Here is a 16,112-nt window from a genome sequence, read left to right on the forward strand (position 1 = left end):
CATATTCAGCTACTTTCTTGAATATCGTTATACGGATTTCAAAAGGGTGGGTGAGTAACTTGTTATTATATGAAAAAGCGCATGAAGAAATAGCGAGAAGAGCAACTGCACTTCAATCGATGCAATGGCAAGATGGTACGTGGCGATTTTGTTTTGAAGGAGCTCCGTTAACAGATTGCCATATGATTTTTTTGTTAAAATTATTAGGTAGAGATAAAGAGATAGAACCGTTTGTAAAAAGATTAGCATCACTTCAAACAAATGAAGGAACATGGAAATTGTATGAAGATGAAGTAGGTGGTAATTTATCTGCTACAATTCAATCTTATGCTGCCTTACTGGCTTCAAAAAAATATACAAAAGAAGATGCGAATATGAAGCGAGCTGAAATGTTTATTAAGGAACGTGGCGGGGTAGCGCGTGCTCATTTTATGACGAAGTTTTTATTAGCGGTTCATGGAGAATATGAATATCCTTCACTCTTTCATTTGCCAACACCAATCATGTTTCTACAGAATGATTCTCCCCTCAGTATATTTGAATTGAGTAGCTCAGCACGTATCCATTTAATTCCGATGATGCTCTGTTTAAATAAAAGGTTTCGAGTAGGGAAAAAGTTATTGCCAAATTTAAATCACATTGCAGGCGGGGGCGGAGAATGGTTTCGGGAGGAGCGGTCTCCGTTGTTTCAAACGTTAGTAAGTGATGTAAAACAAATTATCTCGTATCCACTCTCGTTACATCATAAAGGGTATGAGGAAGTCGAACGATTTATGAAAGAGCGTATTGATGAAAATGGAACGTTATATAGTTACGCAACTGCCTCGTTTTATATGATTTATGCTTTACTTGCGTTAGGGCATTCTCTTCAATCATCAATAATTCAAAATGCTATAACCGGGATAACATCTTATATATGGAAGATGGAAAGCGGTAATCATTTGCAAAACTCTCCTTCAACTGTATGGGATACAGCTTTACTCAGCTATGCGTTACAAGAGGCCCACGTTCCGAAAGATAATAAAATGCTTCAAAATGCAACAGCATATTTATTAAAAAAACAGCATACAAAAAAAGCTGATTGGAGCGTACATGCACCGGCGCTTGCTCCAGGCGGTTGGGGTTTTTCGGATGTGAATACGACAATCCCTGATGTTGATGATACAACAGCTGTGCTAAGAGCATTGGCAAAAAATAGAGGGAATGAAAATATAGATTATGCCTGGAAGAAAGGAGTCACTTGGGTTAAAGGATTACAAAATAATGATGGTGGCTGGGGAGCATTTGAACAAGGTGTGACGAGCAATTTATTAGCAAATTTACCAATCGAAAATGCAAGCGACATGATTACGGATCCTTCTACACCAGATATTACAGGAAGAGTGTTAGAGCTTTTCGGAACATATGCACAAAATGAATTGCCAGAGAAACAAAAACAAAGAGCGATAAATTGGTTAATGAATGTACAAGAGAAAAATGGATCATGGTATGGGAAATGGGGGATTTGTTATATATATGGTACGTGGGCGGTGATGACAGGTTTACGGTCACTCGGAATTCCATCTAGCAATCCATCATTAAAACGTGCAGCTTTATGGCTTGAACATATACAGCATAAAGACGGTGGATGGGGAGAATCATGCCACAGTAGTGTGGAGAAAAGGTTCGTTACTTTACCATTTAGTACACCATCCCAAACGGCATGGGCGCTAGATGCTCTCATTTCTTACTATGATACAGAAACGCCAATTATTCGAAAAGGTATTTCATATTTGCTTGCGAATCCTTATGTGAATGAAAAATATCCTACTGGAACAGGTTTACCAGGTGGGTTTTATATTCGTTACCATAGCTATGCCCATATATATCCACTACTTACTTTGGCACATTATATAAAAAAATATAGAAAATAAACCGAGAGATACCTCTCGGTTTATTTTGTTGGGTAGTAGGTCCCTGTTGAAAAGAATAAGGTTGTGTTTTCCTTATTTTTCAGTTGACTGGCGTTTTTGACGTGCATCAGCGGCATTTGCACGTGCATTTGCTTCTAAGTCATTGTGGTCAGCAAGTTCACGAGAGAACTCTACATCAATGCCATCAGTAGCTTTGTTTTGTTTGAAATTTTTTTTGTTCATTCGACACAATCTCCTTGCACTCTATGCGACGTTGCAAAGTTAGTTTGACACAAATAGACTTTTTTATACAAAGAGGAATTGGAAAGTAAAAAGCCGAAATATACAGTATAAGTAATAGAAATGGGGGATAGGAATGGAGTTTTTAAATGGGAAAACAGCTGTTGTAATAGGAGCTGCACAGGGAATTGGAAGAGAGATTGCAAGGGTGTATGCAAAACTAGGGGCGAAAGTATTAATTAGCGATGTAAATGAAGAGAAGCTACAAAAAACGACACGTGAGTTATCGGACGAAGGATATGAAGTGTGCTCATATCGATGTGATGTGAGTAATCAAAATGAAGCGAAGTCGTTAATTGAATATGCGGTTCAAAAATTCGGTACATTACATATTTTGGTGAATAACGCTGGGATTACAAGAGATGCAATGTTACATAAAATGGAGAAGTCTGCTTGGGAACAAGTGTTACAAGTGAACTTAACCGGTGTTTTTTATTGTATGCAACCAGCGCTTCTTTACATGAGACAACAAGGGTATGGACGCATTATTAATATATCTTCAATTAGTAGGGAAGGAAACATAGGTCAAGCAAATTATGCGGCTACGAAGGCAGGCGTTGTAGGTTTAACGAAAACGGCAGCGAAAGAAGTTGGAAGTTTCGGTATTACGTGTAATGCGATTTGTCCAGGGTTTATGGATACAGATATGACAAAAACGATACCAGATAAAGTGAAAGAAAAGATGGTTGGTGCGATTCCAGTTGGTAGAATTGGAACACCAGAAGATATTGCGAACGCAGCAGCCTTTTTAGCATCAGAATACGCATCCTATATTACAGGAGAAGTATTAAATGTGAGCGGAGGATTGCAAGTTTAAAGGAATACATAATGAAAAGAACCTGACCGGATAGGTCAGGTTCTTTCTCCTTAATTTAAGTTAAGCCAAACGCTCTTCACTTCTGTATAGTTATTTAATGCATAAGATCCCATTTCACGACCAAGACCGGATTGTTTAAATCCTCCAAATGGAGATGCTGCATCAAAGACGTTATAACAGTTTACCCATACTGTACCAGCACGTACTTTACTTGCAACGTAGTGTGCTGTTTTAACATTTTCTGTCCACACACCAGCTGCTAAGCCGAATTGTGATTTATTTGCACGTTCAATTACTTCATCAATATCGTTAAATGGTATTGCAGAAATAACTGGACCGAAAATTTCTTCTTTTGCAATCGTCATCTCATCATTAACGTCAGCGAATACAGTAGGGGAAACGAAGTATCCTTGATCGAATGGATTACTTCCTCCGCATAGTACTTCAGCACCTTCTTCAATTCCTTTTTCAATGTAGCCCATTACACGTTTTTGTTGTTCTTCAGAAACGAGAGGACCGATTGTAGTTTCTGGACTTAAGCCAGCACCTTGATTTAATTTTTTAGAGTAAAGAACAAGGTCAGCCATGACATTATCATACATTTTCTTCGGAACAAATAAACGTGATCCAGCAGAGCATACTTGTCCTTGGTTAAACATAACACCAGAAAGTGCACCAGGAATCGCGCGAGATAAATCAGCATCTGGCAGGATGATATTTGGTGATTTACCGCCTAACTCAAGTGTAACGCGCTTTAATGTTTCATATATCCCCGATATAGGTCATAATATAATTTAAACATAAAAAAGGATAAAAGAAGTATTGATATAAAAGGAATAAAGGGGTATTTTTAAAATAGCCCTTTATTCCTTTTATTGGACAAAATAGAAGGAATAAATTACTATATAATTAGGTACTATTTCAGAGGAATGAAGATAGTAAAAGTAAGTATGTTACACAAAAATAAAAGAGTGTACATAGGGAGAAAATCTTTTATGAACAAGGGGAAGTGAATGGAACAATGGATTATAAATTTGTAAGTAAAGAAACTACTGTAAACGAAATGATTAGAGGGAAAATGAGAAATATAAAAGTGATTACGATAGGCGTGTTGGAGGAAAGTACAGGCATTGTATATCCACATCCCATATCAGAGTTCATAAAAAGGCAGTATGAGTTTTATGGGAAATCATTAAACAGTTCCGATGGGCCTTCACGAGTAGTGTGTCGTTTTTTGAATTTTTGTTTACAAAAGATTGAAGAAGGACATGAAGAATTTGTAGAGTTGAAAGATAAGGGAATCAATGGATTAGAACGTAGACATGGTAGTCAATATTTAACACATTGTTCTTTAGAGGGATTGCAAAAAACAACAGTAGAACAGTATGAAAAATACCTTTCTAAACTGTATGTGTTTTTGAAAAAAATGAATTGGATAGATGAAGATTTTCCTTTAGAGGGGAAAAAGAATTCTAGTGGAGATACAATTTATCGTTCAGTGTTTAGAGAACCAAGTTTAGGGACAAGATTTCCTTCGCGAAATACAAGTAAAAGAAAACTCGCCAAACTAAAGGATTTTGGGGAAGATCGAAATCAATTAACAGTTCATTTCATTCGAACAGCTATGGATATTGCAGGAGACATTGCTTTAGGGTTGTGTTTTCAGTTTTATGGGGGATTGAGACGTGGTGAAGTTGTTAATGTTTCGAGAGGAGATTTGATTGTAAGTGAAGGAGACGGAATGGAAGTCCAAATAAGAGATAATCGCAGAAAATTCTTTTCTCGTCTAAAGGATACAAAAGCGGAAAACCCTAAACGATTAAATTATTTACAAACAGATATGTGTCGGCAAACAATTTTAGATAATGATCTCGTTTGGGAAGTGTATCAAAAACATAAAAAAAGACTAGATTACATGATTAAGAGTGGGAAATGTAAGAATCATAGTGCTTTATTCCTAAATGAAGACGGAGAACCAATGTCAGGGAAAGTGTATGACAGACGTTTCCGTAAAGTGAAAAAGGCATTCCTTGAATCATTAATGGGACATAAAGATTATGAACTTTTGTCGGGAACGTTTTGGTCCACGCATATTTGTCGAGGAGTCTTTACGAACATGCTAATTGATATGGGATTTACTCCTACGCAACTAGCGATTGCTCGTGGAGACCGAAACTTAAATTCGGCTATGGAATACATTGACCAAACACTTACAACACAACAAATACAACAGGCTGTAAACGACTTCAAAGATTACCCAACAGAAAAATTAGGGGTTATTGATTATGACCATGTGAAGAAATGGAAGAAACGATTATAAAGATATAAGGCGGGAGTACTAGTGGAACAAGAATGGATTACAAAATCAGACGTCATTACAAGTGAGAAATATAGAAAGATTTCAACAACTTATAAGGGACTTAAAGTTTGGGTGGAAATGGGACATCTTACTTCAAAAGAAGGCTCAGGGGTTAATGGTAAGTCGTCAACCTTTTTTAATGTAAAAGAATTAGATGTTTTGTCCGCAAAAATAGAAAAACTAGAAAAGTATTATCTAACCGAAAAAGAAGTTATACGCAAATTGGGCTTTAAAGAAGATACTTTTACAACAAAAAAATTACAACAAAAAATAACAGGAATCATTGCCCTTTGTGATTCCGAAAACATTAAGTATAAATACTACGAAAAAGGCTTTAATAAAGGCTATAAAAAAACCTTTTTATATGTAAACAAAGCACAATTATTGCACTTTTTAGAAACGCATATAAGCAATGAAGAAATAAAGGAAAAACATAACACAAATTATAAACAATTTGGTTTGGTAGAACGACAGTTCAACATCAAGAGAATATGTTTTAGTAAGTATTTGTGGTTTTATCGTATAGAGGACATTAAATATTTCGAGATATTTAATACAATTCAAAACGATTATTACACATTAAAAGAGATCCGCGATATTCTTGGTTTGGAAAAATGGGGAGTTCTGTCTATCGTTAAAGAAGAAAAAATAGAACCAATTAAATTGAATGCTATGAAAATTTATTACTCGAAGAAAGATGTTGAAAGTATTGCTGAAAAGATGAAAGAATGTAAAGAAAAGTATTGTCTTTCAAGTGAAATCAACGACATTTGCGGTGTATTTGTTAGAGACCCTAAAGTTACTTTTTCACCAATTTTGACAAATGCTATTATGCGATATGCATTTAAAACCACTGCGAAGTTTGTATTTTTGCGAGAAGAAGTACAAGAATACAAAAATAAAATTGATATGAAAGATAAAATGAATAGAATATTTTCAGAAGAAAATCCAATAAAAGGATTTGAGAAAATATTAACATTAAAAGGCATTTCATTTTCTGAGAATAGCCAATACACTGCTCAAGAATGGTTTGCATATTGTAAAGAAAAGATGATGCTGTCTGAAAGAAGTAAAAAAAACATGAAACAATTAATAAAAGATTCTATTGATTGTACAGAAGCTATATCGGCTTTAACAAAAGAAAAAGAATTATACGCCTTAACTTCTAATGAAATTAATCTTAATTTATTCAATCCTTCAATAGGCGTAAAAAAACAAATGCTTTTATACAGTTTCTTAAAAGAATTTCATGCAAAGTTAACTGTATATTTAACCCAAAAAAGAGAAAAGAAAAAAACATTTGACATGGATAGGATTGTTAATCCTCATGAGTACGAAGTTGAGGAAAAAGACAAAGAAGTATATGAGTATGACGAGTACATAAAAGTATACAAGTATGTCAAAAAAGAAAAACATAAGCACAAAGCTATTGCTGATGCAAAAAAAATTATAGTGGGTAAAAATAAAAAAGAAATATCTTATTACGCTTCTGCTTGGCTTTATGTGTTGACGCATTTAGGTAATGGATGGCGACATGGAGACGTAATGGAAATACCAGCAGTTGATTTCGAATCAGTTGGAATTAATTCTCTAGAAACATTAAAATCAAGAGATTTAACAAAGGAAGAAGCGAATGCAGTTATCAATCAAATTAAACGAAAAGATTTGACAGTAAACAAAACTGGAGCAACCAATCGTTTCAATTGTCCAGATGATTTAGTTGTTTCATTTGCAACCGCAATTATTATTTGTTCAATCATTACTAAAAAGCGGACAAGCCTTGTGGTTAGCTCAAATTCTAATGAAACAAGAATCATAGATTTTGGCACACAAGATGATAGTTATTTTGGTCAAAAAGCTCATAATGCTTTCTTCGAAAATTTTGAAATAGATGATTTTCAATTTCAAAGCAGAAAAATGAATCGTACAGTATTAGTGTTGATATATATGGTTCTTGTGAAGAAAGGGAAAGGTAGTGCAGCTTTAGAATTAGCCCAAAGACTGAGAGCACACGAGGATTTTGAAACTACTAATATTTATCTTATGATTCCACAACATGAACTCGATGCACTAAGTGAAAGCTTGTTTAACCGCAAAAATTTTGGCTACATTCCCGATCTAATGGCTGATATTTTACTTGGTGATACGAAAGACAGAGAACAACGAACACAAGAAATAGTGGCTCTAAATACAACGTTTGGTGGAATTCGTAAACTCGAAGCAACGTCTGGTTTTATGAATAGAGTTTTAGCCGAAAGAAAAAAAGTAGCCGATCAAATTTTCAACATGGGATTGGATGAGGTCACAGATTTAATGTTCGATTTGGAAGTCAATGCTCTTACGAGCAATGAAGAAAATTACCAATGTCTTGTTTCTCCAAACTGTCAAAAGCCACATTTAGAGTCATGCAAAGATTGTCCGTTTTCAATTCCAAACTTTTATGCAGTTTCTTCTCTCGTAGAAGGTTTTAAAACGTCCATTTTTGAGTTCGTTAAGGAATTCGACCCAAAGACCTTTGATGGTGAAAAAACGCGTCTTATGAACGTGTTATACAAAGATTTGGATCATTTACATCGTGCTATGCAGAAGTTTGGGGAAGAAGAAGTGTTTCATTTCTTCGAAAGAGGAAAAGAAGAATATAACGAATTAGTCGATCTAATTGGAGAAGTACAAACAAAAACAGGTGAAGATTTTGATGAGTATCTAACATACAATCCAAAATATTTATCTTAATACAGATTACAGGGGGAGTTAATATGTCCGTGATAGATAGCACAATAAAAGAATTAGAACTCGATATAGACGTTTTTTCTGACGAAGGATTTGACATAAAACAAAGCGTTATTGATGCTAAAGAAATTGTACAAAAACTCGTAGCAGAAAATCGTTGGTTTCAAGGTGAATTTGAAGAAGATTATTGGAAAGTTAATAGACCTTTATATGGTGAACTTGCCAACGTTTATAAATTTAGTAAGTTTGATTCGTCTCAATTTAATCATAAATTGCCGAAAAATTTTAAAACGATTGTAAAGTGTTGGATTGTCAACCTTCTCGATCAGTATAAGGAAATAGCAATTCAGTGTCTTATTCATCTCACCAAAGGATTCGAAGTGACGAAAGGATTTCAAACAACTGAAATAAAAACTTTGGTAGATTATATTGAATATGGGGAATACAGCCATAATTATAGACGAGCAATGATTAATGCACTGTGTAATTTCTTTGATTATGCTGATCTAGAAATAGGTGATGACTATCTTCCTGTCCTTATAGAACTCAGAGATAAAATGCCTCAACATCAAACCAGTATAAGAAAATTACCTTCTTCAAAGAATGTATTAACATTTTCTTATTACTTAGAAAAACATTTTGAAACATTGATGGAACGCTTTGTAAATCAAGAAAACTTTGATAAGGAATTAATCATGATATATCCAGTCGTGATATGGTGGAGATTAACAACAATTATCCCAATGCGTGCTTCAGAATTTTGTTTGATAGAACGAAATTGTTTGATTGTAGATAAAAATAAAGACAAGTATTATATACAATTGCCAAGAACGAAACAGAATTCGAAAAGAGTGCAAGTTATGGACAAAATATTAATAGACGAAGAAATGTATCAATTGATTAATCGTTATATTGATTTAACGAATCAATATGGAAAAACAGATACTTTAATTTCAATTCGTTCAATTATGAGTGTGAAAAACGATAATCATGCGTATATGCAAAAAAATTCAAATCAATTTAATCGAACGAATCTACAAACATTGATTGAAATATTTTATAGAGCGATAGAACGAGTATATGATTTTAAAGTAGAACAAGAATACCAGCTTCGACCGAATGATACACGGCATTTGGCTTTTATGTCATTGATGATGCAAGGGTATAGTCCTGTGGAAATTGCAAGACTAGGAGGACATAAAACGATTCAAACACAATTGCATTATAGTAGCCACAAAGAATACTGGGTAGATTCTGAAGTATTTAAGCTAATGAAAAAAGTGAAAAATACTAGTATTTCAATTGAATCAGTAGGAACTATTCCTGACGAAGTAAAATTGAAGGTATATGAAAACGAAGGAACATATAAACAAAAAATGAACATAGGGTTTTGTAAAGACGAAGAACAAAAATGCGAATCCAAACGTTGTTATTTCTGCTCTCATTGGGGAATTTCGCCAGAAGAGTATTCGAAAAAGAAAACAATAATTCAAACTGAAATACTTGAAATGAAAAACAACGTAAATGAAATGACAGCAGCACTTCAAAACCTAAATAAACAATTTTTACAAGACGAATTATCAAGAAGAAATCCAGAAATGTTAACGAAGATAAAAACAAAATCAAACGCTATACAGAGTGACATTTTCAAGATGGCATTACTAGGTTCTAAGTTAGAAGAAATGGACGGAGGAGGAATGTTGCATGACTAAAACAGTTGGTCGTAAACCGAAATTAACCGAGGAAGAAGTGCGAAAAGTAATCTTGATGTTTAGAGAGAATGTACAGGCTATGGGGAATATCAGTTATTCAGAGATTCACCGTTATGCGAATGAACTTCATGAACAAGGAGTCATATCAGCTTCTACCTCTGATTCCTTTTGGAGAAAAGAAGGTCGTCTTGGTCGAATCGAAGTAGATCAAGCGAATGAAGTATTCAGCGAAACGGTAACTGTTTCGAACGGGAAAGAAGTAAAAGTGCCAAACGTAGTAGACCTGGTGAATAAAAGATATAAAGATAAAGACGATCTGTTAAAGCATTTACTCTTCATGGAAAAGCAATTTCATGAGTCATTAGACAGAGAGAAGAAATTACAGAAAGATTTGTCTAAACTGCAAGAAAGTCACAATGAGCTGAAAGACAATCTGAAAAAAGAAAAAGAAAGTAAGGACAAGCTACAAGGTGTGGTATATAGACTGTATAGAACGCTCACGGGACACGCTAACGAAGAAGTAAACCAAAAGGTGGACTATGCCATGAAAACAGCGTTTAAGGACCCTACGGCTTTCTTAGGGACGTTTAAAGAGAAGAAAGAGGTACAAGAAGGGCCGAAGGTTCTTTCAATCGACAAGAAGCCAGTAAAGTCTTCGTTTGCAAGTAAGTTTCGAAAATAGAGTTATCACGCAAAGAACATAAAAAGAAAAAAAGCCTTCGAATCGTTTCATTCGGAGGTTTTTTGATTTCGATCTTTGTATCCTAATTCTCGTTTGAGTCTATCTGTTTTTTCTTGGAGGACTTTTAGTTTTGCTTCGAACTCTGCTTGATCTTGTTTTCGTTGTTCGCGTCTCATTTTTACATAGTCTGCAATCGTAAATGTTTTCAGTTCTTCTATCTCGTTTTGTTCTTCATTTTCTTTTTCTTCAAACATAAAAGTCCCTCCTAGTAAAAAATGTCTCAGTGTTATGCAGGACTCCACCCAGTAACAGTATATGCGTTACCAGTAAAGAGTTTCCTAACAAAATGCTGGATGCACCCATAATATCATATGCGGGTTATCCTAACGAAATGCAGGGCTACCAACCCAGTACATATTATATGTGTATTTGTGCTTAAAAGTGAGTTGAAAATAGAGGTTTTAGAAGGAGTTAGCGAATCATTTCGACCAATAGGTGTTGGGCGAAATATAAATAACCTATGAGGCACAAGGGGAAAATAAAAGTGACCAAGAAAAAACGTACCTATAAGCGCGTAGATGCTTGGCGCATAATTTGCTTACCGACTGGAGTAGAACCAGTAAATGCAATTTTATCAACGAGTGGATGATTAACAAGAGCTTGTCCAGCTGATTCACCGAATCCAGGAACGATATTAATAACACCTTTCGGGAATCCAGCTTCTTCAATTAATTCAGCTAAGTATAAGGCAGATAGTGGAGTTTGTTCTGCAGGTTTTAAAACGATTGTACATCCTGTAGCAAGCGCTGCTCCCATTTTCCACATTGCCATAAGAAGCGGGAAGTTCCAAGGGATAATTTGACCAACGACACCAACAGCTTCATGGCGTGTATAGTTAAAGTAATCACCGGAAACAGGGATTGTTTGACCAACGATTTTCGTCGCCCAGCCAGCATAATAGCGCATATGCTCAATTGCAAGTGGTATGTCTGCTGCCATTGTTTCACGGATTGGCTTTCCGTTATCTAGCGTTTCAAGCTGTGCAAGCTCTTCTTTATGTTCTTCCATTAAATCAGCTAACTTGTACATAAGCCGGCTTCGCTCAGCAGGGCTCATGCGAGACCAAGGACCTTCGTCAAAAGCCATGCGAGCTGCAACGACAGCTTTATGAATATCTTCGCGACCAGCTTCAGAAACGACGGCAAGTGTTTCGCCAGTTGCTGGGTTAGGTGTGTTAAATGTTTTACCGGAAGCGCTTTCAATAAAGGATCCATTCACATATAACTTTTTTGTACCTTGAAGAAACTTTTCTACCTTTTCATGAAGATTTACAGCTAGTTGACTCATTGTATAACCCCCTTGAAAATATAATGTAAACGCAGTACGAGACGGCGTTTATTCCGAAATCAAGGATGTGGAAACTAGATGGAAAGCCTCTAATTAAAATCATAATTAACAAATACTGAAAATTCAAATTTCATTTGTGTTACAATTGTAAAAAATATGTAATGTAAGAAAGTCTTCTATATGATTATAAAAAATCCTGCTTGTTTTTGCTTTCTAGTAGGAAAAACTAGAAGAACAATGGTACAATAATACATCGTGAGAGGAGGGAGAAAAATGAAGAATTATCATGATGATCCACGCTTTCGAATCGCCCATAGAGAAGCGTTAATTGGTCTTGGACTTGCTATTATCAATTTTATAATATGGTACGGATTTGCTTATGGGCTTGGTAGTAAAAATCCAAGTGAATATACATATGTATTTGGTTTTCCAGCATGGTTTTTTTATAGCTGTATCGTTGGTTTTATCGTTATGGTTATTTTACTTAGTTTAGTTGTTCGTTTTGTATTTCAAGATATTTCACTCGATGAGGAAGAAAAAAGTGAGGAATAATAGATGAATTGGTATGTAATCATTCCAATGATAATTTCGTTTATCGTTGTATTTTTAATTGGTGTATATGCTTCAAGACGTGTACAAGCGACTGCCCATAATAAGTTTTTGCAAGAATATTTTTTAGGTGGGCGTGAGCTCGGTGGTTTATTATTAGCAATGACAATGATTGCTACGTACGGTAGTGCTAGTAGCTTTATTGGTGGCCCTGGTATAGCATACAATATGGGGCTTGGATGGGTATTGTTATCTGCGATTCAAGTTGTAACAGGGTATATCGTTTTAACAGTTATCGGTAAAAAGTTTGCCATTATTGCTAGGAAGATGGAAGCTATTACTCTTATCGATTATTTAAAGGGAAGATATAATAATAAAGCAGTTGTCATACTTTCTGCGTTATGTATTATTATCTTTTTATTTTCAGCAACAGTAGCTCAGTGGGTCGGCGGTGGCCGATTAATTGAGTCGCTAACGGGTCTTTCTTATACAACAGCACTATTTTTATTTACTTTTTCTGTACTTGTGTACGTATTAATTGGTGGATTTCGTGCAGTTGCTTTATCAGATACGTTATTAGGTATCATTATGTTAGTTGGGACGACAATCATTTTAATCGCTACTGTCGTTGCCGGTGGTGGAATTGAAAAGATTATGCAGGAACTTGTTCAAATCAATCCGAATTTAATTACACCATTCGGAGCGGATGGAAGCTTAACGAAATCATATGTGACATCATTTTGGATTTTAATTGGAATTGGCGTTGTTGGTTTACCGCAAATTAGTGTGCGTGCCATGTCTTATAAAAATTCAAAAGCGATGCATCAAGCGTTAATAATTGGGACGATTGTTGTGGGTACCATTATGATTGGTATGCATTTAACGGGTGTGTTCGCACGAGTCGTACTTCCAGGTATAACAGTACCAGATAAAGTAATGCCGCTACTCGCGATGGAAGTGTTGCCACCGTGGCTAGCTGGGGTTTTCTTAGCTGCACCAATGGCAGCCATTATGTCTACAGTAAACTCGTTATTGCTACTTGTAAGTTCATCAATCATTAAAGATATATACGTGAATTACATAAATAAAGATGCAGCAGATAGTACGATTAGAAAAGGAAGTTTATGGATTACTGCTATCGTAGGGCTGCTCGTTTATGCAGCAGCAATTAAACCACCAGATTTTTTAATATGGTTAAATTTATTTTCTTTCGGTGGATTAGAAGCAGCATTCATTTGGCCGATCGTATTAGGGTTATATTGGAGAAAAGGGAATGCAACAGGAGCGCTTGCGTCTATTGTAGTTGGAGTAGGGTCATATATGTGTATCCATCTTTTCTACCCAAATCCGTTCGGTATACATACGGTTGTCTTCCCGATTTGCTTAGCGTTTATCGCTTACATCATTGGAAGTATGAGTGCTGTGAAAAAAACAGCATAGGTTATATGAAAAACGTAGTCCTTATAGGACTGCGTTTTTTCGTATGAATTTGTTCTTTTTTATTCTGTATATCAATGACTATTCATAAATTAATAACAATTGAGGGGATGGAGTTGAGGTCGATGAAAAAAGTGTTATTTTTGGGAGACCCGGGAATTGATGACTCTTTAGCCATCATGTATGGAATTATGCATCCTGATATTGATATTGTTGGTGTTGTAACGGGATATGGAAATGTAACGCAGGAAAAGGCAACGAGTAATGCAGCATATTTATTGCAAATGGCAGGGCGAGAGGATATACCTGTTATTAATGGTGTAAAAATCCCTTTATCCGGAGATGTTACAACGTATTATCCAGAAATTCATGGGGCAGACGGTTTAGGACCAATTAAACCTCCAAAAACTTTTTCACCAAATATAAAACCTTTTTGTTCTTTTTTTGATATTCTTGAAAAGTATAAAGGAGAATTAATTATAGTTGATGCAGGTAGGTCAACGACACTAGCGACAGCGTTTATTTTAGAAAAGCCGATGATGAAGTTTGTGAAAGAATATTATATAATGGGTGGTGCTTTTTTAATGCCTGGAAATGTGACACCAGTCGCAGAGGCGAATTTTCATGGTGATCCCATTGCGTCACAATTAGTTATGCAAAATGCTAAGAATGTGACATTAGTGCCACTTAACGTTACATCTGAAGCTATTATTACGCCGGAAATGGTAAAATATATTACAAAACACTCTAAAACGAGTTTCAATAAGTTGATCGAGCCGATATTTACGTATTATTATAAAGCATATAAAAAGTTAAACCCGAAAATAACAGGTAGTCCAGTACATGATGTCGTTACAATGATGGTAGCGGCAAATCCGTCCCTTTTGGATTATGTATATCGCCGAGTCGATGTAGATACAGTTGGAATTGCAAAAGGAGAGAGTATTGCTGATTTCCGGCCTCAACCTGACTCAAAAGCATTAAAGAATTGGGTGCGAATTGGTTGGTCGTTACATTATAAAAAATTCCTCGAAGATTTCGTTAAAATTATGACGTAGACATAATGGGAGAATACAAGTTAAAATAATGGAGATGATTACTAAAATAATCATCTCCATTATTTTGTTTGTAAGAGATAGATAGAGAAGAGTTACACAATAGGAGAGGAATTTTATTTGAAAAAAACTATAGTATGCGCAGTGATTGTGGGTATTTTCGTTTTGCTAATATCGGGTAACTTTTTAGTGAAAAAAGTGTGGAGTTCAAATAATGATGATGCACAGTATATTGCATCCTTTATTGAAGAACATAAAGATGAAAAAAATAGTGCGCTTCTAGTAAAGAGAAATGATAAAGTTGTTTATTCTGTCAATCCTAACGTTGTATTGCCAGTTGCTAGTACAATGAAATTAATTGTGGCGCTTGAATATACGAAACAAGTTACGGAAGGGAAAATTGATTCGTCTAGTTTTGTTTCCATTAATGACGTGAATCGGTATTATGTACCGAATACAGATGGTGGTGCACAAGATAGATGGCAAAGATATTTGGAGAAGACAGGCAAGATAACTGAAGGAGCGGTTTCTTTAGAAGAAGTGGCAAAAGGAATGGTTAAGTTTAGTTCGAATGCGAATGCTGAATATTTAATGGAAGTGTTAGGATTAGATAATATTAATCGGAATTTACAAAGTTTATCGCTTCCAGCACATCAGCCGCTATTTCCAATCGTTTCATCTTTATACATTCCAGGATATTTGCATAAAGAATTACATGTTCCGAAATATAAAATAGAGAAGAAGTTAAAAGAAATGTCTCAAGAGCAATATCGTGAATATGCAATGATTATTCATGAACGCTTAAAAAAGAAGGGGCCATTATTACAGAAGGAAATTCCTCTTTATTTAGAGGAACGTTACGATAAAATTTGGTCAGATCGATTGCCAGCTGCTTCTGCAAACGATTATATGGTACTGCTTCAAAAGGCAAATCATAAAGGTGGCCTAACAGAAGCTGAAGAAAAAGTATGGGCGAATATCGTTGAAACAGATATGAGCGCTAAGAAATATCGTAAAACATTTAGACATGCAGGCCAAAAAAATGGTTATACACCATGGACAGTTACAAAGGCAGTTTATGCAATGGATAAACGCGGGAACTGTACAGAAATAGTGTTCTTAGCAAATAATTTAAATGAGGACGACAGTGCAGAAATACGGAAACATTTAGCAAACTTACATTTCCAAGTGTTGCAAAGTGATAAGTATGATGCGACTTTTATTAAGTAAAC

12 protein-coding genes and 2 pseudogenes are annotated in these 16,112 nt (G+C 35.3%); 10 read left to right on the top strand and 4 right to left on the bottom strand.

Annotated features, from left to right (window positions below; translation table 11 throughout):
* The first annotated feature begins 59 nt into the window (after window positions 1–59).
* The gene (locus LMD38_RS09315; RefSeq protein ID WP_016718199.1) at window positions 60–1,913 is read left to right on the top strand and encodes a terpene cyclase/mutase family protein; all 1,854 of its coding nucleotides are present in this window, start codon (window positions 60–62) and stop codon (window positions 1,911–1,913) included.
* A 72-nt stretch (window positions 1,914–1,985) separates the two neighbouring features.
* Here LMD38_RS09315 and LMD38_RS09320 read toward each other — a convergent pair whose 3' ends face one another.
* Complete coding sequence (locus LMD38_RS09320) at window positions 1,986–2,135, bottom strand: YfhD family protein (protein ID WP_001035808.1); 150 nt, start codon at window positions 2,133–2,135, stop codon at window positions 1,986–1,988.
* A 133-nt stretch (window positions 2,136–2,268) separates the two neighbouring features.
* Here LMD38_RS09320 and fabG point away from each other — a divergent pair, with 133 nt between their 5' ends.
* A complete protein-coding gene (gene fabG, locus LMD38_RS09325; RefSeq protein ID WP_062821452.1) occupies window positions 2,269–3,009 on the top strand; it encodes a 3-oxoacyl-ACP reductase FabG in 741 nt (246 codons plus the stop codon).
* A gap of 50 nt (window positions 3,010–3,059) precedes the next feature.
* Here fabG and dhaS (LMD38_RS09330) read toward each other — a convergent pair.
* Window positions 3,060–3,773: pseudogene (gene dhaS / locus LMD38_RS09330) on the bottom strand (aldehyde dehydrogenase DhaS); the annotation flags it as partial.
* A gap of 257 nt (window positions 3,774–4,030) precedes the next feature.
* On the opposite strand from dhaS (LMD38_RS09330), the gene LMD38_RS09335 reads away from it, so the two are divergent.
* From LMD38_RS09335 to LMD38_RS09350, 4 genes are read left to right on the top strand one after another with little or no spacing between them, the layout of a single operon-like run.
* Window positions 4,031–5,329: a site-specific integrase gene (locus LMD38_RS09335; protein WP_078386900.1), complete on the top strand. Its 1,299-nt coding sequence runs from the start codon at window positions 4,031–4,033 to the stop codon at window positions 5,327–5,329.
* A gap of 21 nt (window positions 5,330–5,350) precedes the next feature.
* Window positions 5,351–8,101, top strand: a complete 2,751-nt coding sequence (locus tag LMD38_RS09340) for a hypothetical protein (protein WP_228920257.1) — start codon at window positions 5,351–5,353, stop codon at window positions 8,099–8,101.
* A gap of 23 nt (window positions 8,102–8,124) precedes the next feature.
* Window positions 8,125–9,810, top strand: a complete 1,686-nt coding sequence (locus LMD38_RS09345; RefSeq protein ID WP_228920258.1) for a tyrosine-type recombinase/integrase — start codon at window positions 8,125–8,127, stop codon at window positions 9,808–9,810.
* A complete protein-coding gene (locus LMD38_RS09350; RefSeq protein WP_228920259.1) occupies window positions 9,803–10,492 on the top strand; it encodes a hypothetical protein in 690 nt (229 codons plus the stop codon). The genes LMD38_RS09345 and LMD38_RS09350 overlap by 8 nt, the downstream gene beginning before the upstream one ends.
* 47 nt (window positions 10,493–10,539) lie before the next feature.
* Here the strand turns inward: LMD38_RS09350 and LMD38_RS09355 are convergent, their stop codons facing one another.
* Both LMD38_RS09355 and dhaS (LMD38_RS09360) read right to left on the bottom strand, forming a co-directional pair.
* Window positions 10,540–10,746 carry a hypothetical protein gene (locus LMD38_RS09355; RefSeq protein ID WP_228920263.1) on the bottom strand — a complete coding sequence of 69 codons (207 nt, stop codon included), beginning with the start codon at window positions 10,744–10,746 and terminating at the stop codon, window positions 10,540–10,542.
* A 322-nt stretch (window positions 10,747–11,068) separates the two neighbouring features.
* Window positions 11,069–11,839 (bottom strand): annotated as a pseudogene (dhaS, locus tag LMD38_RS09360) (aldehyde dehydrogenase DhaS); the annotation flags it as partial.
* Between the two features lie 273 nt (window positions 11,840–12,112).
* Between dhaS (LMD38_RS09360) and LMD38_RS09365 the strand changes: the two are divergent.
* From LMD38_RS09365 to LMD38_RS09380, 4 genes are all read left to right on the top strand, one after another.
* Window positions 12,113–12,391: a YhdT family protein gene (locus LMD38_RS09365; protein ID WP_000800722.1), complete on the top strand. Its 279-nt coding sequence runs from the start codon at window positions 12,113–12,115 to the stop codon at window positions 12,389–12,391.
* Window positions 12,392–12,394: 3 nt separating this feature from the next.
* Window positions 12,395–13,828, top strand: a complete 1,434-nt coding sequence (gene panF, locus LMD38_RS09370; protein ID WP_016718196.1) for a sodium/pantothenate symporter — start codon at window positions 12,395–12,397, stop codon at window positions 13,826–13,828.
* Window positions 13,829–13,950: 122 nt separating this feature from the next.
* Window positions 13,951–14,883, top strand: a complete 933-nt coding sequence (locus LMD38_RS09375) for a nucleoside hydrolase (RefSeq protein WP_228920264.1) — start codon at window positions 13,951–13,953, stop codon at window positions 14,881–14,883.
* Between the two features lie 117 nt (window positions 14,884–15,000).
* Window positions 15,001–16,110 (top strand): serine hydrolase, encoded by a 1,110-nt coding sequence (locus LMD38_RS09380; RefSeq protein WP_000751370.1) that lies wholly within the window; start codon window positions 15,001–15,003, stop codon window positions 16,108–16,110.
* The last annotated feature ends 2 nt before the right edge of the window (window positions 16,111–16,112 follow it).

Origin of the sequence: Bacillus pacificus, assembly GCF_020861345.1 — a bacterium.
GTDB classification, from domain to species: Bacteria; Bacillota; Bacilli; order Bacillales; family Bacillaceae_G; genus Bacillus_A; species Bacillus_A pacificus.